The organism is Corynebacterium uterequi (genome assembly GCF_001021065.1).
Classification (GTDB): Bacteria; Actinomycetota; Actinomycetes; order Mycobacteriales; family Mycobacteriaceae; genus Corynebacterium; species Corynebacterium uterequi.
On sequence record NZ_CP011546.1, the window covers coordinates 2,186,734 to 2,204,390 of the forward strand.

Genomic DNA, 17,657 nt, shown 5'->3' on the forward strand with positions numbered 1-17,657 from the left:
CCATGTCTTCTTTGCTTCCGTCGTATGCCGTCGGCCACCTCATCGAGGGCCTGAGCGAGTACCTCACCACCAGCTTCTCCCTGGCGGACGGCGCCACCGCCGCCGCCTTGGAGTCCTTCCTCAAGGACCCCACCACGGGCATGTTCCACGGCCCTTACGTGCGCACCCGCCTGCCCTACGCCCCGGCCACCAACTGGGCCGGTGTGCTGGAGTGGCTGCCACACTGGTTCACCCCCTACCGGCACCAGGCGGAGGCGTTTCGCCGCCTGGCATCGCACGCCGCCGGCGCCGATCGCCGCCCCGAGCCCACCCTCGTGGTCACCGGCACGGGTTCGGGTAAGACAGAGTCCTTCCTCTACCCCATCCTCGATCACTGCCGGCGCCAGCGCTTACGCGGGCACGTCGGAGGTATCAAGGCGCTCATCCTCTACCCCATGAACGCGCTGGCGAATGACCAGGCCGCTCGCCTGGCGACGCTCATCACCGAAGAAGAGGAGCTGCACGGCATCCGGGCGGGCATCTACACCGGTGAGGCTCAGGGCTCGCGCACTTCCGTAAGCGCCGAGGGGCTCATCACCGACCGTGAGACCATGCGCCAGGCTCCGCCGGACATCCTGCTCACCAACTACAAGATGCTCGACCAGCTGCTGCTGCGCGACGCCGACGCACCTTTGTGGGAGAAGTCCGCCACCACCTTGCAGTACGTGGCCTTGGATGAGTTTCACACCTACGACGGTGCCCAGGGCACGGACGTCGCCCTGCTGCTGCGCCGCATGGGCTTGCGGCTGAAGAAGCACCAACCGGAGGGGTTCCTCTCCCCGGAAGAGACGCGTCGGCCCTTGGGTGCGATCACCCCGGTGGCGACCTCGGCCACGCTGGGCAGCGGGGAGCGCGCCACGGACGAGGTGCTCGACTTCGCCCACACCATCTTCGGCGAGCAGTTCCCCACGGACGCGGTGGTGCGCGAAACGATCCTTGATGTGCCGGGGTGGCGGCTCGTCGTCGCCGCCCTCACGGGGATCGCCGCCTCCGCCACGCCGCTGCCCACCCGGGACGTTGTCCGAGAGGTCAACGACACAATCGCGCAGGCAGGCAGCGACGAGGAGCACGCAGAGGTCGTCCACCGCGCGTTCTGCGAGAAGGTCTTCGGCTGCTCGGACGCCATCGACGAGGCGGTGGCGGCCGCCTCGGTCAGCGAGCTCATCGCCGCCGTGCTGGCCCATTCGCACGCCCCGGTGAAGCTGTCGTCGGCGGATCCGGCCGCGGACACCTTAGTCACCGCGGTCTTTCCGGCGGATGTCGCCCGCATTCCCCACGAGGAGGCCGCCGAGTTCCTCTCCCACACGCTCACCGAAATCGCGCACCTGCGCGCCGAGTTCGGCGCTGCCCACGGCTGGGACGGCAAGAAATTCCCCGGCGTGGAAACGCACCTGTGGGTGCGCGAGGTCTCCCGCCTGGACCGGCGCGTCGGCACCGCCGGGACGCTCGACGCGGACGCGTCGTCGCTGTTTCGCTGGGCGGACAATGGCACGGACCAGGCGTCCTCGACCAGCTACTGGCTGCCGGCGTGCTATTGCCGCAACTGCGGGCGCTCGGGGTGGATGATCGCGCTGCAGCCCGGCGAGGAGTTCGTCGAGACCACCAGCAAACGCATCCGCCAGCAGTCCATGCGCCGCCGGGACCTCATGCGCCCGCTGCTCGACGCCACCAGTGAGATCACGAGCAGCCACAGCCGCGTCGACGACGACTCGTCGAGCGTGATGTGGCTCAATCTGGCCGCCGCCGAGCTCAGCGACAAGGAGCCGGCGGAGGAGGACAAGGAACAAGGCGGCGTGGCCCCGGTGCTCACCTTCACCGGGGCGGGAGCCGGGGAGCTCGCCGCGAAGGACACGTGCCCGTCCTGCGGGGAGGCGGACGCCATCCGCTTTGTGGGGTCCTCGGTGGCCACGCTGCTGTCGGTGACGATCTCCAACCTGTTCGGCATGGGGGATCTAGACGCCGCAGAGAAGAAGTCCCTCGTCTTCGTGGACTCGGTGCAAGACGCCGCACACCGCGCCGGCTTCGTCCAGGCCCGGGCGCGTACCTTCGCTATCCGCACCCGAACCCGCCAGGCGGTGGGTAACACGCCGACGACACTCGCCGAGCTCCCGAGGCGCCTCATGGCCGCTGCCGAGCAGGAAGCACCCGGGGTGCGCGACCGCGCCAAGTTTGAGCTCGTGCCCCCGGCCGTGGCGGAAAGCACCCGCTTTCTGCCCTATTGGCAGCGCACGGGCAGCCGCACCGCCCGGCATGAGGCGGCGAAGCTCGTGCGCAACGTCCTCGCCCTGGAGCTCGCCTTGGAGTTCGGCGACCGGGCGGATCTTACGCGCTCGTTGGTTTCGACGGGGGCCTTAAGCGTCGGCGTGGCCGTCACGGATGAGGAGCTGCGGGCCGCCGTGGACAGCCTCGGGATCATCACCGACTCCGGGGCACTGGGCGGGGTGGACCTGGCGTGGGCGCGCGGCGTGTTAGAGGCCATGCGCCAATTCGGCGGCATCGCTTCGGAGCTGCTGACCAGCTATGTCAAGCACGACGGCAACGCGTACCTGCTCAACCGGCGTGAGGCCGCCGCCTGCGGGGTGCCGCGTTTCGCCCGCGGCGGGGCCCCGGCGTTCCCGCGGACGGGCCGAAGCCCGCGTGATGGCGCGCGCGACTATTCGGCCATGCCGGTGGCCAGCACTCAGGGTTTCTACGCCCGGTGGACCGCCGCCACCTTGGGCATCAGCGCGCACGACGCCGCGCGCGTCGTCGCCGATCTCTTCGCTGAGCTCGCCCAGCGCAAGGTCATCACCGCGGTGACAACCGACAGCGGTGCCACCATGTACACCCTGCTGCCTCAGCGCATCCTCGTCTCCCCGGAGGACGCCGGGGAGATCCTTGAATGTGGGGTGTGTCGGCGCCGGCTCGCCGTCGACGCGCACGGGCGCCAGCTGCTGAACGGCGTGCCGTGCTTGTCCCTCGGGTGCGCGGGCCACATGAGCGTGGTGGCCAACCGGGACAACTACTACCGGCGGCTGTATCACTCCCGCAATATCCGCACCGTGGTGTCCTCGGAGCACACCAGCCTGCTGCGCTCAGAGGAGCGCATCGAGCTAGAAAAGCAGTTCAAGAAGCCGGTGGGCGAGCAGGAGGCCAGTGCTCCGAACGTGCTGGTGGCCACCCCCACCCTGGAGATGGGCATCGACATCGGCGATTTGTCCACGGTCATGCTCGCCTCCCTGCCCACCACGGTCGCCTCCTATGTCCAGCGCGTGGGCCGCGCGGGGCGCCTAAGTGGTAACTCGCTGGTGGTGGCCATGGTCGTGGGGCGTTATAAGGCCCTGGCCCGGCTCACGAACCCCGTGGAGACCATCGGCGGGGACGTCGCCCCGCCGGCGGCGTTCCTCTCCGCCAGGGAGATCCTGCACCGCCAGTTCGCCGCCTATCTCATCGACTCCATCGACTTCACCACCACCGAGGTTCAGCCGTACCGGGCGGAGTCCGTGTTCGGTACCACCCGGCGCAACCTTGTCGACGAGCTCGTCGACCGCCTCGACGACGGCGTCGAGCACCTCGTAGATCAGTTCTGCTCCACCATCGACGAGTTCGCCCGCGACGGTGTCATCGACGAGCTCGCCGAATGGGTGCGCACCGAGTTCGCCGCGCAGCTGCGCCAGGCGCAGAAGGACTGGAATGAGGCCCGCCATCAGCTCATCGACCGCCGTCGAACGCTGGCGGGGATCGTCGACGCCCTGCAGGACGAGGCCGCCTCAGCCAGCGGGGACGAAGAGACCGCCGCGAAGCTGCGCCGGGCCCGCGCCGCGCTCCGCTTCACCTCCGCGATCTTGAAGGACAAGTTCCAAGATGAGCACTGGATCGCCGCCTTAGAGCGCTACGGCCTCCTGCCGAACTTCACGCTGCTGGACGACGCGGTGGAGTTCCACCTGTCCGTCTCCCGGGCAGTCGCGGACACCGGCGAGTTCGAGACCGAGGCCAGGGAGTACTCCCGCGGCATTTCCAGCGCCTTGTTCGAGCTCGCGCCCGGCGCGACGTTCTACGCCCAGGGCATCGCCGCGACCATCGACTCCGTGGACTTGGGCCCGCAGAACTCGGCGCTGCAGCGGTGGCGGTTGTGCCCCACCTGCTCCTACTCGGAGGTGTACCCGGCGGCCGCGGAGCTGCCGATCGTGGGCCCGTGCCCGGCGTGCGGGGCGGCGAAGTTCGCCGACCTCTCCCAGGTCCTCACCGTCGTAGAGATGCGCCGGGTGTCGGCCTCGGTGGACTACTCCCGTTCCGCGATCACCGACCGCTCCGATGACCGCCAGATCGCCCGCTTCGAACGCGCCCTGTCCATGGTCATCCCCGACGGTGGCGTGGGCGCCAGCTGGTTTCTCACCCACACCGGCTTCGGCATCCAATACCTGCCCCAGGTGGAGATGCGCTGGCTGAACCTGGGCCGGCCGGTGGGTGGGGAAACCTCCTGGCTCATGGGCCAGGAGGTGGAAACCCCGAAGTTTTGGGTGTGCCGCGAATGCGGGCACGTGGACTCCAAGGCCGGGGAGAACCGCTGGCAGGACCACAAGCCGTGGTGTTCGCTGCGCCACGCCCGCGACGAGGACACCCTCGATTTCGCCCTGGGCCGCCGCCTTACCACCCAGGGCGTGCTCATGCACCTGCCGAGCGTTGTCACCGCCGCCGACGTCGGCGCCGTGCCGTCGCTCATCGCCGCGCTGCGCATGGGATTCAAGCAATACTTGGGCGGCAACCCGGACCACCTCGACGTCGCCGCCGTGCACGCTGCCGCCGGCGGGCGGGTCCACGACATGCTCCTGCTGCACGACGCCGTCCCCGGCGGCACCGGCTACCTCTCCCAGTTCACCGAGCCGGAGGACATCCGCCGCCTCCTGCTCACGGCGTACGAGCGGCTGCGCGACTGCTCCTGCGCCGCCGGGCCGCTCAAGGCGTGCCCGCACTGCCTGCTGCCCTTTAGCCGCGACTACGAAGTGGACCAGGTGTCCAGAGAGACGGCCGAGGCCGCGCTGCTCAAGATCCTGCTCGACGACCCCCACCCGGACGCCGAGACCGCCGCCGTCGCCACGCCGCCGGCAGATGCGTGGGAGGGCCACTTCACCGACGCCAAACCCGCCGGCAGCGAGCGCAGCGACTTGGAAGCCCGGTTCTTGGAGCAGCTGCGCCACGACCTGAAGGACTACGGCGCCACCGTGACGGAATCCACGCGCGGCGGCCACGCCCTGTGGACCATCCGCTTCCCGAACTCCAAGTTGACGTGGACGATGAAGGAGCAAGGGCGCCTGCCCGACGGGTTGCATTCGCTCACCCAACCGGACTTCTACTTCGAGGTCGACGGCGCCGAGCTCAACCGCATCGCCGTCTACACCGACGGCGCCAGCTACCACGCCAGTCGCACCCACAACGGTGTGGCCGCGGACATCAACCGCCGCAGCCGGCTGTACGAGGAGGGCATCGTCGCTTGGTCGCTCACCGCCGATGACCTTAACGCCCGGCGCGACGTCGTCAACGGCACCTCCCACCCCGCGCCGTCGTGGTACGCCGCCCGGGCCCGGAGAGTCCTCAACCAGAAGTACAACCTGGAAGACAGCCTCCACGAGCTGCTGCTCACCGACCCCATGACGCAGCTGCTGGCGATACTGGCCAACCCCCGACAGCCATGGTCGCGACTGTCGCAGGTTGCGGGGATACACGCGGAATTCACGCACCGGCAGAACCCGGACGCGTTCGGCCCGCTCATCTCCTTTTCCCTGGACGGCGAGCGCTTCGCCCTCACCTTCCGGGTGGTGGACGGGGAGCCGAACATCGAGCGGTGGCGGTGGTTCCTGCGGCTGGCGAACCTGTTGTTCCTCAACGGCTACGACGTTGGTGGCAATATCGTCAGCGTGGAGGATGACACCGCGCTGGCAGCATCCGCGCCTGCGCCTGCGCCTGCCGCGCCGCCCGCACCCGAGCCCGCCGCGGCCTTCGCCGAGCCCTGGCAGCGCATCCTCGATGACTTCCGCGGCGAGGAACCCGCCGTCGTCGCCGCCCTGGAGCTGCTCGCCGGCACCCAGTCGCTGCTCCCCGAGGGCATCGGCAGCGAGATCAACGGCGTGCCCACGGTGGTCAGCTGGCCGGAGCAGAAGATCGTGGTCGTTTACCCCGACGAAGCCGACTCCTTCACCGACGCCGCCGACGACGGCTGGACCATCATCGACTCCGAGACCCTCACCGTCGACGCCATCCCGTCGGCGCTGCTGAACCCCCACTGACCTCGATAACGACCCGCGCAAAGGACACCCACCATGGCCACTTCCCTGCTCCTCGCCGATGACTTCGAGTTCATCCCCGGCCTGGAGAAGCAGACCGCGAGCTTCATGAAGAAGCTGCGCGAGAACCCGGCGAACCCGTCGCTGCGGGTCAAGCCGCTGAAGTCCGCCGCCGACCCGCGAGTGCGCACCGCCCGCGTCACCGATAAGTACCGGGCGGTGCTCATGGAGTTTCAGGCCCCCGAAGGCCGACGATTCCTGCTCATCCGCATCGACAACCACGACGAGGCCAATGATTACGCCGCTCGCCTCGTCGTCCGGCAAAACCCGGTCAATGGTGTCTTCTCCCTTATCACCGAGACCCCACCCGCCTCTGCGGCGGCCATCGACGCGGAGGTCGAGTCCCGCGCGAAGCGCCTCGTGGAGCAGCGCCTGGCGGAGCAACAAGCCGCGCAGCAGGCAGAGCAGCAGACGACGCCCGCCGTCGACGTGCAGCCGGCCGCGGTACCAGCCGCGGTACCGGCCGCGGCGCCGCGCGACACCCTCACCGCCGCGGGCATCACCGACGCCGACCTCACCGACACCCTGGGGGTGTCGCCAGTGGCGGTCGCGGCGACGTGGCGCGCCGACTCCGAAGCCGACCTCGACGCCCTGCTCTTCGACAGCCCCACCTGGGAACGAGACGCCATCCTGGGCCTACTCGCCGGGATGAGCGTCGAGGAAGTCAGAGACGACCTCGGCCTCAGCGCGCCGGAGCGGCCGGCGGCGTCGTCGCAGCCGGACATCATCGACGACACGGACGCACTCGCCGGGCTGAAGAGGTCCGGCATCGTCATCGAGCCCACCGAGCAGGAACTGCAGGACATGATCGAACACGGTCGCTTCGAGGACTGGCGCGTGTTCCTGCACCACTCCCAGCGCAAGGCGGTGGAGGGCTCGCACAAGGGGTCGGCGCGCATCGTCGGCGGCGCGGGAACCGGCAAAACCGTCGTGCTCGTGCACCGAGCGCGGCATCTGCAGGCGAAGTACCCGAAGTCCCGGATGCTGCTCACCACCTTCACCCGGTCGCTGTCCAACCAGCTCAAAACGCTCATGAACACCCTGGACCCGGACTATATGGAGGCCAGCCGCCACGGTTCGCCGGGGTTGTGGATCGCCGGCATCGACGCGCTCGTGCGCGGGGTTCTCACCAATGCGCAGAAAACCGAGCTGGCCGACGCGATGGAGGCCGCCCTCGGCATCCGTGGCGCCTTCTACGCCCCGGTGAGCGGCCGGGAGGAGGACACCCTGTGGAACGAGGCCGCCGAGCTGCACGGCGACGGCATGGCGCCGGCGAAACTCCAGCCGGAGTTCCTCCGCGGCGAGCTCTACGACATCATCCTCACCGAGAACATCCTCACCGAGGCCGAGTATCTCCGCGTCACCCGGACCGGGCGCGGCACCCCGCTCAACCGCGCCGAGCGCAAAAAGGTGTGGGCGATTTGCCGCTCCTTCCTGCGCCACTGCGAGCTGAATCAACACCTGCCCTTCCCCGCCCTGGCCATGGTGGCCGCGGTGCTGCTGGAACAACGCGGGTGCCCGATGTTTGACCACGCGCTCGTCGACGAAGCCCAGGACTTCCACGCCGGCCACTGGCGCTTCCTGCGCGCCGCGGTCGCCGAAGGCCCGGATGACCTCTTCATTGCGGAGGACTCCCACCAGCGCATTTACGGCCGGCGCCTCCCGCTGCGTCGTTTCGGCATCGAGACCCGCGGGCGGGCCTCTACCCGGTTGAAGGTCAACTACCGCACCACCGCGCAGAACCTCGCCTACGCCACCGCCGTGCTAGAGGGCGGGCAGTGGATCGACTCCGAGGACGTCGTCGACACCCTCGACGGCTACCGCTCCCTGACCTCCGGGCCGAACCCCGTCATCGCCCGCGCCGGAAACAAGAGCGAGGAGTTCGAGCTCATCGCCGCCACCGTCCGCGGATGGCTGGCGCAGCCGACGCCGTCGTTGCACATCGGTATCCTCGCGCGCGGGAAGCAACGCGTCCACGAGATCGAGACCTACCTCAGCGAACAGGGCATCACCGTGTCCACGAACCGCTCCGGCGCGGACACGCTGCGCGAACGGGTTTCGGTGATGACCATGCACAACGCGAAGGGGATGGAGTTCACCAACGTCATCCTCGCCGACGTCTCCGACGCGAGCCTGCCTATGATCTTCCGCCGCAACGAACTCGCCGACGCCGAGCGCGACGACGCCCTCCTGCGCGAACGGGCCCTGCTCTACGTCGCCGCGTCCAGGGCCCGCGACCAGCTCGTCATCACCATGACGGGCCGACCGTCGACGCTGCTGCCTCACGCAAGCCAGCGCTGATCGTTCCACGTGGAACAATTACCGGCGCCTGCCCCCGCGGGTCCTCCCACGCCTCGGCGCGCAGGCCGTAGGCGTCGGCGAGCACCTCGGGAGTCAGCGTCTTACGTGGCGTGCCCCGGGCGATGATCTCGCCGCCCTTCATCACCACCATCGTGTCCGAGTACTGCCCGGCCAGCATGAGGTCGTGGAGCACCATGACGACGGCCTTGCCGGCGCGCGCCTGCGCCCTGGCCAGCTCAAGCATCTCGATGGCGTGGGCGGGGTCGAGGAAGGTGGTGGGTTCGTCAAGCAAGAGCACCGGGGTGTCCTGCGCCAGGGTCATGGCCAGCCACACGCGTTGGCGCTGCCCGCCGGAGAGGGAGTAGACGTCACGGTCGAACAGGTCGGTGACGTCCGTCGCCTCGCTGGCCTGGGCGATCGCCTCCCGGTCGGCGTGGGACAGCCCTCGGAACCGCCCCTGATGGGGGTGGCGCCCGCGGGCGACCAACTCGCCGACCAGCAGCCCGTCGGGCGCCGTGGGGTGCTGCGGCAGCATGGCCACGTAGGTGGCGGCGTCGCGCGGGGACAGCGTGTGCAGGTCGACGTCGCCGACGACCACCCGCCCCCGCCGGGGTGTGAGCAGCTTGGACATGGTCTTTAACAGCGTCGACTTCCCGCAGCCGTTGGGCCCGATGAGCGTGGTGACCTCCCCGGCGCGCGCGGCGAAGTCCACCCCCGCAAGGATGTCCGCGTCATCGCCATAGCCGCTGTGTACGCCCTCGGCGCGAAGCGCAACGTCGCCCGTCATTGTTTCCTTCCTTACGTTCTTTCGGTAGCGCTACCGGTAGCGCTTAGAGCGGCCCCAGACGAGCGCGACGAGCGCCACGCCGCCAATCACCGAGGACACCGCACCCACCGGCGCGGAACCGGGCATCGCCGCGGCGACCACCGCGCACCCGGTCAACAGCGCCGCCCCGGCGGTGGCTGCCACGAGCGGCGACGGCGTCGGCGTGCGGGCCACGAGCCGCGCCGCGTGAGGTGCGATGAGTGCCACGAACCCAATGGGACCCACCGCCGAGACGACCACCGCCGAGATGCCCGTCGACGCCACGAGCAGCAGGCGGCGCTGAACCCGGATGTCCACGCCGAGGGCGACGGCGGAGGCGTCGTCGTGCGCGAGCACCGGCAGGTCCCGCGCGCACCACACCCCGAGGGCAACAAACGGCACGAGCCCAACGATGAGCGGCGGGAGCATCTCCATTCGGATGAACCCCGTCGATCCCGACAGCCACGTGTGCGCATCCATCGCCCGCAGCGTCTGCGCCTTGAGCAGTAGATAGCTTGTCACCGCCTGGCACATCAGCGACACGGCCACACCCATGAGCACGATCTTGTTGCTGCTGCCCACGCCACCGAGCAGGGTCAACACCACGACGACCGCCACCGCCCCGATCATGGCCAGGCCCGCCCGCCACCAAAAGGTCGGGATGTCCTGGGCAAAGGCAGGCCGAAGCGTCACCGTGCCCAGCACCACCATGACGGCGGCGCCGCTGGTCACGCCGAGGATGTCCGGGGAGGCGAGCGGGTTGCGCGCCATCGTTTGCGTCCACGCCCCAGCCGCACCGAGGGCAGCGCCGACGATGACAGTCGCCGCCGCCACCGGCAAGCGCAGGTCCCACACCACCGCGATCTCGCGGGCGGTGCCGCCGCCGTGGAGCACCTCCCACACTTCTGCCGGGGAGAGCGCCACCGCCCCCTGGCCGAGCAGGACGAGGTACGCACCCGCAGTGAGCACGCTGAACAACGCCGCGGCGAGCATCACCCGCCGGGTGCGGCGTCGACGCTGCGCCGTCACGACGCCCCCGGCGGTCATAGCGCAGCCTCCTTCTGCCAGCCCACGCCCCGGTGCACCGCCCAGATCAGCGCCGGCGCGCCCAGGATGGACACGACGATGGACATCTCCAGCTCACCGGGTTGCAACACCAGGCGTCCGACGATGTCCGCCGCCAGGACGATGATTCCACCACACAGCGCGGTGGGCACCAGGCTTCGGCTCAGGCTCGGGCCCAGGATTCGGCGCATGATGTGCGGCGCGGCGAAGCCGACGAACGCCGTCGGGCCGGCCGCGGCGGTGGCGGTGCCCGCCAGGACGACGACACCCAGCGCCGCACACATCCTCGCCACGGCCGGCGACCCGCCCAGCGCGAGCGAGGTCTCCTCCCCCATGGCCAGCAGGTCCAGCGGCCGGGCCCCCACCGCCGCGATCACCATGCCGATCACGCACCCGAGGGCGGCGATGGCGACGTCGTCGTAGCCCCGCCCAAAGGTCGCGCCCACCGTCCACCGGCGTAGCGCGTCGAGCGCCTCGTTCGAGAACAGTCCCACCAGCGTCGATGATGCCTGCAAGGCCGCTGACAACCCCAACCCGACCAGCACCAGCGTCAGCGGGTCCGGCGAGCGCCGCGAGATGCCCACCACCACCGCCGCCGTGATGCTCGCCCCGGCCAGCGCGAGAAGCACCCGGGACAGACCGAACGACGCCACCCCCAGCACAGTTCCGGCGGCGACGAAGAAGGACGCCCCGGCCGTCACCCCGATGAATCCCGGGTCGGCCAGTGGATTGCGTGTCCACGCCTGCGCCAGCGCCCCCGCCACGGCGAGCGAAGCGCCGACGAAAAAGGCCAGCAACGTCCGGGGAATGCGCAGGTTCCAGACGATGTTGAGCACCTCGGCGTCACCCTCCCCGCGCAGCGCGCCGATGACCTCAGCCACCGCGGTGTCCCGGGAGCCATACGCCAGTGAGCACGCCGCGACGACCACCGTCGCGCACAGCAGAAGCGCGACGACGGCCGTCGGGTTTCGTCGAGACATGAACGGCACCGCTTAGAGCTTGTCGGCGACCTTCTCGGAGGCCCACGGAATAGTGACCGGGTTCGGCATGCTCATCGCGTTGCCCACGTCGGTCTCCAGGTAGCGCACGCGACCATCCTTGACCACCTCCAGGTTCTGGAAGGTGGGATCATCCTTGAGCGCGTCGACGGCCCCGTAGTAGTCCAGGACGAAGAGATAGTCGACGCCATTGAGCGCGGCGTAGTTCTCGGGGGCGTAATCGACGAAGAAGCTCGACCCGTCGCCCTCCAGCTCGGCGGGGATTTCAAAGCCCAGATTCTCAATGAACTGACCGCGGCCGTCGCCCGAGGTATAAAGGCCAATCTTGCCGTCATAGGGCATCACAATGGCTGCTTTCTTGCCCTGCACGTCGGCGTGTTCTTTGCGGAAATCGACAAAGGTCTGTTCGGTCTTTTCGACGAGTTCCGCGCCTTCAGCCTCCTTGCCGACGGCCTCCGCAATCGTTACCACCTGCTTCTCCCAGGGCACCTGCCAGTCCGGGAATTCCTCCGGCTTCACCACGGTGGGGGCAATCTTCTCCAACGAACTCTTGGCATTCGCGTCGACGGCCTGATTCACCGCCACGATAAGGCTCGGATCCGAGGCGGTGACCTGCTCCAGAACGTCGGCGGTAAAACCGGCGCCCGTGTTGAAGATCTTCACCGGTTCGGCGTCGCCCAGCAGCTCCTTCGACCACGGCCCCACTCCCGAGGGGTCAGCATCGCCCTCGGAGCCCCACGGGGCGATGGCGACCGGGGTAACGCCCAACGCCAGCAACGTGTCTACGTCGCCGAGGCCCAGGCTGGCCACCCGCTCCTCCGACGCCGCAACCGCCGAGCCGGGGGTGCTGGTGGCTTCGGTCTCGCCCGGGCCGCGGGTGCACCCGGTCAACGCCACCGCGGAGGCGAGGGCAGTGGCCATGATCGCTACACAACGACGTGGGAATATACGCATGTCGGAAGTCCTTTCAGGGGTTCTATCGGCGCCTATCTCTTTTCCTGCTGAGGGCAGTGTTTTTCGCGCCCCGGGTCGGGTTGTGAGCGCCGACGCGAGAAGGTTGCACACAACTTAAGCCATCCCTACCCTTTAAGGCAAGCCAATCCTTAGTTTATTCTTTCCATCGATGATTCGACATCTCTCCATATATGTACGAGCACGCCTTACACTCACTCACCCTTATCGCCAATGAAAAGCTCAAACCCCGCCTCCACCGACTCACTTTCACCGCCGACGCCTTCGCCACCCATCCCCTCACCGGGCCCGACGAATACTTCGGCCTCCTCATGCCTCAAAAAGGCCAGCAATTCCGCAGCATCAGCGTCGACGGCATCAACATACGAGCCGCCGTCGCCGCCCTCCCGGCCGACATAAGACCAGACCTGCGCTGGTACACCATCCGCCGCCTCGACCGCGCCCGCAAACTCATCGACGTCGACATCGTCACCCACGGCGACACTGGCCCCGGCTCCCGGTGGGTCCGAGCCGCCCGCCCCGGCGACACCGCCGGAATGTTCACCTGCCCGGCGTTATGGACCCCGCCGGCCAGCACGCAGCTACTCGTCGCCGACGCCTCAGCGCTGCCCGCCGTGCGCCACATCCTCAGCCATCAGCTGCGCCACAATCCCGAACAGCTCTCCCAAACCGACGTCCTGGCGGTCATCACTGACCACGATGAAATCGAAGACGGCCTAGAGCGGAAATGGGGTGACCATCTGCGATCCCTGACCACGGTCACGACCACGAAGAACACCGAGACGACCCGGGCCGTGCAGGCCCTCCGAGAGCTTTTCAGCCCACGTACCCGACCAGAGTCGTTGTGGGTATCCGGGGAAGGAGACCTCGCCAAAAGCGTGCGGAAACTCGCCGCCGACGACTGGGGCCTGCCCACCTCCGACATCGTGTGGGTGCCGTACTGGTTCCACGGACGCGCCCGGCCGTGAGAGGTTCTTTCGGTGGGTGCTTGGGGGCTTGCTGGTTAGATCTTGTTCGGGTACGTGCCGTTCGGGTCATCCGGATCCTCATAAATCCACTCCCCAATCACCCCAGGCAACACCTTGCGCGGCTCACCCAACAACGCCAACCGATTCGCATCCCGCTCCACCTCAGTAATCATGATCTTCGGCGGACGCTTCTTACGCCCCTGCCCACGACCCGCGCCGGCGCCGGCGCCCATGCCACCAAACATGGGTGAAGAAGACTGTGAGGCCGGGGAGGCTGTGGAGCCTGATGCCGGGGTGCCGGCCAGCGACGAGCCACCCGGGCCAGCAGGAGCACCGTACCCGGAACCGCCCGAAGAATACGGGGCAGACGGGGCGCGCCCCGACCCCACACCACGGCCGGTGCCATCAGGCGACGACGCCCACCGATCAGCCCGACCGGCGGCACCTTCAGCAGCAGCGCCGCCGCCGGCACCCCGGGCGCCTCTTACCCTGGTCACCCCACGACCAATCACCCCGGTGCCGTTCGTCAACGGCCCACCCACACGAGGAACACCACTGGTCAGCATCCTCGCCGCAGGTGACAACCCACCAGCATCAATACTGCGCCCATTGACCAACACCCCACCCGGCGAAGTCATCGACGCGCCATGTCCCGTGGTGGCGGGGGTGGTCACTCCGGATACCGCCGACGGCAACGACCACGTCGACACCGTTGACGGATGGGTGCCTAACACCTCCGGGGCAATAAGCCCCGCAGTGTCGCCGAGCCCTGCGTGGCGGGCCATCTCCCTACTAATCGCATTCACCCCCGCCACCTTCTCAGGGTGAGCATCAGCAAAACCCAACACCGCATCCACAATCCCCTGCGGGGCGATAAACCTCGTGCCATCAAACCCCACCCCAGCCCCATCAGCACTCGTAAACGCCGTGGTGGGGGACGGCATGCTCGCCCACACCGGGGACGTGAGACTTATCACCCTCGGGGTGATCGCTGACAGGGTCGCCTGGGTGGTCACCGCATTATGTGCCAGTGCGACTCGTTCGATCATGTCCGCAACCCCAGCGGCTTCCGGGCCGGTCGCGGCCATAGCCGTCAGTTCCGCTTTCAGTGCTTGCATAGCTGCGAGGTTGGCTAGGCGTGCGGGTTCCAGTTCGGCGAGGGTGGTTTCAAAGTGGGTGGCGTTGGTAGCGATGGTGGTGCTCGCGGTGGCGGAGCGTTGGAGCCGGTTGATGATCGCATCGGTGGTCTCGCCGTAGTTGTTGGCGCCGATGTAGTTGGAGACCTCGATGAGGCCTTCACCGATGTTTGTGGCGGCCAGGGTGATGTCCGCCCAGATGGGTAAGGATTGGGCGACCGCGCCGGCATTGGAGGCAGCCAGCGCTGCAATGAGTGCATCGAGGCTGGCGGCGGGGGTGACGAGTACTTCTTGGCGGTGCATGCCCGCGACCTGCTCTAGGCCACCGTGGGTGAACGCCCCGAGGGTGGCGGTGCCGACACCACCGGTGTCTGCTCTGCGTAGAATTCGGGCGAAGAGGTCGTCTTGGTCTTCGTAAGCGCGACGGGTGGTGATGAGATTGTCGGCGAGGGCGTCGAGTTCTTCTCCGACTTGGCGCAGGACTGTCTCGGCGGACCCGGGTGCGGCGTTGAGGGATAGGCCGTGGATGGTGCCGAGTTGGTCGTAACCCGAGGCGGTAGAGTAGCTCGAGTCGATCAAGGCCAGCCGTGCATTTCTCGATGATCTGACCGCAAAACCTACGTTACCAACGAGTCCGGCAGCGGCTGCATTGAAGGATTCGGGTTCGATGATGAAGTTCATTTCTGCTCCCTGAGCTGGTTGTAGATTCGGTAGAAGCTCTTGGTTGCGATTTCACAAGCCTCATCGCTTCCCATTACGCCTCTCGAAACACCAACAGACACCGCAAATAGTCCCCGTTCGGTATCCATAGTCAAGTCACACTCCTCCTGGTTCTTTAGTACTAGCACGTCCGGAACGTCATCAAGATAGTCGGAACTATGGAGATCTGGATGAGCCAAAAACTGCTGGATAGGAGTGGGGCCAGCTGTTATCCCTTGGTCTACCTTGTAGAGGGGGTACTCGACGCCGTTTGTAAGTCTTTTATTTACAGGGCCTGTGCAACCGTTCATACCGAAGGAGGTTCCTCCTGACCTTGTGCCTCGTTTCATGCCGATGTCTTCGAGGATTTCTTCGGGGATTTCGTTGCAGGGGTCGATCCATTCTGGGTCTGGGGCGTTGGGGTCGCGTGGGCCGAGTTTGACGAATTCGCCGCTGAGGTAGAACCCTGGCGGGAGCTCGGTGTTGGTGACCCTGGTGTAGGAGGCGTCCGAGCAGCCAGCTATTGGAAGCAGGGACGCCGCCAACAGACAGGCGGCGATGCCCTGACGTGCTCGGCGGGCTCGTCGTTGGCGTGAGGCATGGTTTCTTCGCGGCCTGGTGGTTGGTGTTGTCATGAAATTCCCCCGGTTGATTATGGTTGGCACACTCTCGTTAGACTCGCCTCGCGGCTGTTCGGTTCCCCCTCGTGGCAGTTCCGGCGGCCGGTGGCTACGAGCAGAACCCATTGTCGCACCTGGGTCGCCTCGCCGCTGAGTAACAAGGCTCCTCAGGTGGACTGAGCGGCAAGGTTGGTGGCTAGACGTGTAGCCGGTGGGTTTCGCGGCTTTTCGCAGTTGAGGGTGTGGCCGGGTAGTTGAACCCCGTGGCCGGAGTCAGGTCGAGGTCCTTGGCATGATTGGGCGTTGCGACACCACACATCACGAAGAGCCGGACATCCTGCCGTTTTTCGATCATCCAGGCTCGAGTAACGGCCCGACTGAGGCGATCAACGCCAGGTTGGATCATTTTCGTGGTACTGCTCTGGGGCTTCCTAACCTTACGCACTGCTTTCGCCCGGAATTTGTTCGAGGCTGGTGGGTTCGGGCCTCAGCTACACCACTCAACGGTGAAGACCTGGGAATCCTCCACCCTGAGCGATGCACGTGCATCGCCCCCGAGCCTGTGACTGGCCCCCGGGCCACTAGTCCGAGCCGTTTGCTGTGAACCACTATGCGCGGCAGACCAACCACGCCTGTCAGCGATGCTTGAAAGCAGCCGAGCCCCGCCGAGTCGCCGACCCCAGGTGATGCACGTGCATCACCCCCGAGCCTGTGGCTGGTCGCAGGCCACCAGCCCGACCGTTTGCTGTGAACCACTATGCCCGGCATACCCAACGCCGCCTGTCAGCGACGGGACTCCTCCCCCTCCAAGCGATGCACGTGCATCATCTACAGCTCCCGCGGCAAGCCGCGGGTCGCCAGCCCGACCGTTTGCTGTGAACCACTATGCCCGGCATGCCCAACCACGCCTGGCAGCGACTCTTGAAGAGTAGCCGAGCCCCGCCGAGTCGCCGACCCCGGGTGATGCACGTGCATCGCCTCCCACCTACCGCGGCGAACTTCCGCGTTACGCCCTCAACTGCGAAGACCCTGTATCGCCCTTCGCTGTCACCGCAAGGTCGCTGCTGCAGACTTCGGCGGTGTCGGTGGGCCTGAAGGGCGAATCACGTCCCGCTCGACCCCAGAATCGGACCTCCAACACGAGTCGGTGAGCTTCGCCGGCAGTCCGGGACGTTGCTAGCAGCGCCGATACACTGCCGACTATGCCCGGCATAGCCGATCACAGGAAGCGCACAGCGTCGGGGAGCCAGGAACCACCGGATCCATAAAGCGGTGTTCATAGTGGCTACACGTGTAGCCGCCCCACAAAATCAAGGAGCAACCCCGACCCCCAAGGCCCCGTGGGGTCTCGCCGGAACCCTGGGCCGAGTGGCACGAAAACCACCACCCCCAAGGCTCCCACACTCCGCCGGAACCACCCCCAGCGACCCGGGGATTACCCGCAACAACCCCCACACACGCAAACAAAAAGGTGGTGGGTAACACCACCCCCCCAACCCCCACAACGGGGAGCCACGAGGGCTGGTATCACCCACCACCAATCATGAAGTTAAAGTATCGGCAGCAACCTACTCTCCCACACCCTCCCGAGTGCAGTACCATCAGCACGAATGAGCTTAGCTTCCGGGTTCGAAAAGGGGACCGGGCGTTTCCTCACCGTCATCAACCACCGACACAACCAACCAACACAACACACAACCACCCAACGGTGGCCTGGTGCCGTGCCAGACACTG

The 17,657-nt window shown here is 67.2% G+C and carries 9 protein-coding genes, 1 rRNA gene and 1 pseudogene; 4 read left to right on the forward strand and 7 right to left on the reverse strand.

Annotated features, from left to right (window positions below):
* Window positions 1–2: 2 nt before the first annotated feature.
* Both CUTER_RS10030 and CUTER_RS10035 read left to right on the forward strand, forming a co-directional pair.
* The gene (locus tag CUTER_RS10030) at window positions 3–6,302 is read left to right on the forward strand and encodes a DEAD/DEAH box helicase (RefSeq protein ID WP_047260309.1); all 6,300 of its coding nucleotides are present in this window, start codon (window positions 3–5) and stop codon (window positions 6,300–6,302) included.
* A gap of 33 nt (window positions 6,303–6,335) precedes the next feature.
* Complete coding sequence (locus CUTER_RS10035; protein ID WP_047260310.1) at window positions 6,336–8,660, forward strand: 3'-5' exonuclease; 2,325 nt, start codon at window positions 6,336–6,338, stop codon at window positions 8,658–8,660.
* On the opposite strand, the gene CUTER_RS10040 is transcribed toward CUTER_RS10035, so the two are convergent.
* From CUTER_RS10040 to CUTER_RS10055, 4 genes are read right to left on the reverse strand one after another with little or no spacing between them, the layout of a single operon-like run.
* Complete coding sequence (locus CUTER_RS10040; protein WP_047260311.1) at window positions 8,608–9,447, reverse strand: ABC transporter ATP-binding protein; 840 nt, start codon at window positions 9,445–9,447, stop codon at window positions 8,608–8,610. The two genes, CUTER_RS10035 and CUTER_RS10040, sit on opposite strands and share 53 nt — an antisense overlap.
* A gap of 30 nt (window positions 9,448–9,477) precedes the next feature.
* Complete coding sequence (locus tag CUTER_RS10045) at window positions 9,478–10,512, reverse strand: FecCD family ABC transporter permease (RefSeq protein ID WP_047260312.1); 1,035 nt, start codon at window positions 10,510–10,512, stop codon at window positions 9,478–9,480.
* Window positions 10,509–11,510 (reverse strand): FecCD family ABC transporter permease, encoded by a 1,002-nt coding sequence (locus CUTER_RS10050; protein ID WP_052844160.1) that lies wholly within the window; start codon window positions 11,508–11,510, stop codon window positions 10,509–10,511. The genes CUTER_RS10045 and CUTER_RS10050 overlap by 4 nt, the downstream gene beginning before the upstream one ends.
* 12 nt (window positions 11,511–11,522) lie before the next feature.
* Window positions 11,523–12,482 (reverse strand): iron-siderophore ABC transporter substrate-binding protein, encoded by a 960-nt coding sequence (locus CUTER_RS10055; protein WP_047260313.1) that lies wholly within the window; start codon window positions 12,480–12,482, stop codon window positions 11,523–11,525.
* Between the two features lie 191 nt (window positions 12,483–12,673).
* Between CUTER_RS10055 and CUTER_RS10060 the strand changes: the two genes are divergently transcribed.
* Window positions 12,674–13,468 (forward strand): siderophore-interacting protein, encoded by a 795-nt coding sequence (locus CUTER_RS10060; RefSeq protein WP_047260314.1) that lies wholly within the window; start codon window positions 12,674–12,676, stop codon window positions 13,466–13,468.
* Between the two features lie 35 nt (window positions 13,469–13,503).
* Here CUTER_RS10060 and CUTER_RS10065 read toward each other — a convergent pair whose 3' ends face one another.
* Both CUTER_RS10065 and CUTER_RS11655 read right to left on the reverse strand, forming a co-directional pair.
* Window positions 13,504–15,285, reverse strand: coding sequence for a hypothetical protein (locus CUTER_RS10065; RefSeq protein ID WP_047260315.1), 1,782 nt, complete (start codon window positions 15,283–15,285; stop codon window positions 13,504–13,506).
* Entirely contained in the window at window positions 15,282–15,848 is a 567-nt protein-coding gene (locus CUTER_RS11655; protein WP_144412312.1) for a DUF3558 domain-containing protein, read from the reverse strand. Before CUTER_RS11655 ends, CUTER_RS10065 begins: the two co-directional genes overlap by 4 nt.
* Before the next feature lie 403 nt (window positions 15,849–16,251).
* Here CUTER_RS11655 and CUTER_RS11660 point away from each other — a divergent pair.
* A pseudogene (locus tag CUTER_RS11660) lies at window positions 16,252–16,489 on the forward strand (hypothetical protein); the annotation flags it as partial.
* A gap of 989 nt (window positions 16,490–17,478) precedes the next feature.
* Here CUTER_RS11660 and rrf read toward each other — a convergent pair.
* Window positions 17,479–17,597, reverse strand: a 5S ribosomal RNA gene (rrf, locus tag CUTER_RS10075).
* Window positions 17,598–17,657 lie beyond the last annotated feature (60 nt).

Bases quoted from the DNA above. Each gene is read 5' to 3' on its own strand.
- CUTER_RS10040 (WP_047260311.1), bottom strand. From the start codon at position 9,447: ATGACGGGCGACGTTGCGCTTCGCGCCGAGGGCGTACACAGCGGCTAT.
- CUTER_RS10030 (WP_047260309.1), top strand. From the start codon at position 3: ATGTCTTCTTTGCTTCCGTCGTATGCCGTCGGCCACCTCATCGAGGGC.
- CUTER_RS10050 (WP_052844160.1), bottom strand. From the start codon at position 11,510: ATGTCTCGACGAAACCCGACGGCCGTCGTCGCGCTTCTGCTGTGCGCG.
- CUTER_RS10035 (WP_047260310.1), top strand. From the start codon at position 6,336: ATGGCCACTTCCCTGCTCCTCGCCGATGACTTCGAGTTCATCCCCGGC.
- CUTER_RS10055 (WP_047260313.1), bottom strand. From the start codon at position 12,482: ATGCGTATATTCCCACGTCGTTGTGTAGCGATCATGGCCACTGCCCTC.
- CUTER_RS10065 (WP_047260315.1), bottom strand. From the start codon at position 15,285: ATGAACTTCATCATCGAACCCGAATCCTTCAATGCAGCCGCTGCCGGA.
- CUTER_RS10045 (WP_047260312.1), bottom strand. From the start codon at position 10,512: ATGACCGCCGGGGGCGTCGTGACGGCGCAGCGTCGACGCCGCACCCGG.
- CUTER_RS10060 (WP_047260314.1), top strand. From the start codon at position 12,674: ATGTACGAGCACGCCTTACACTCACTCACCCTTATCGCCAATGAAAAG.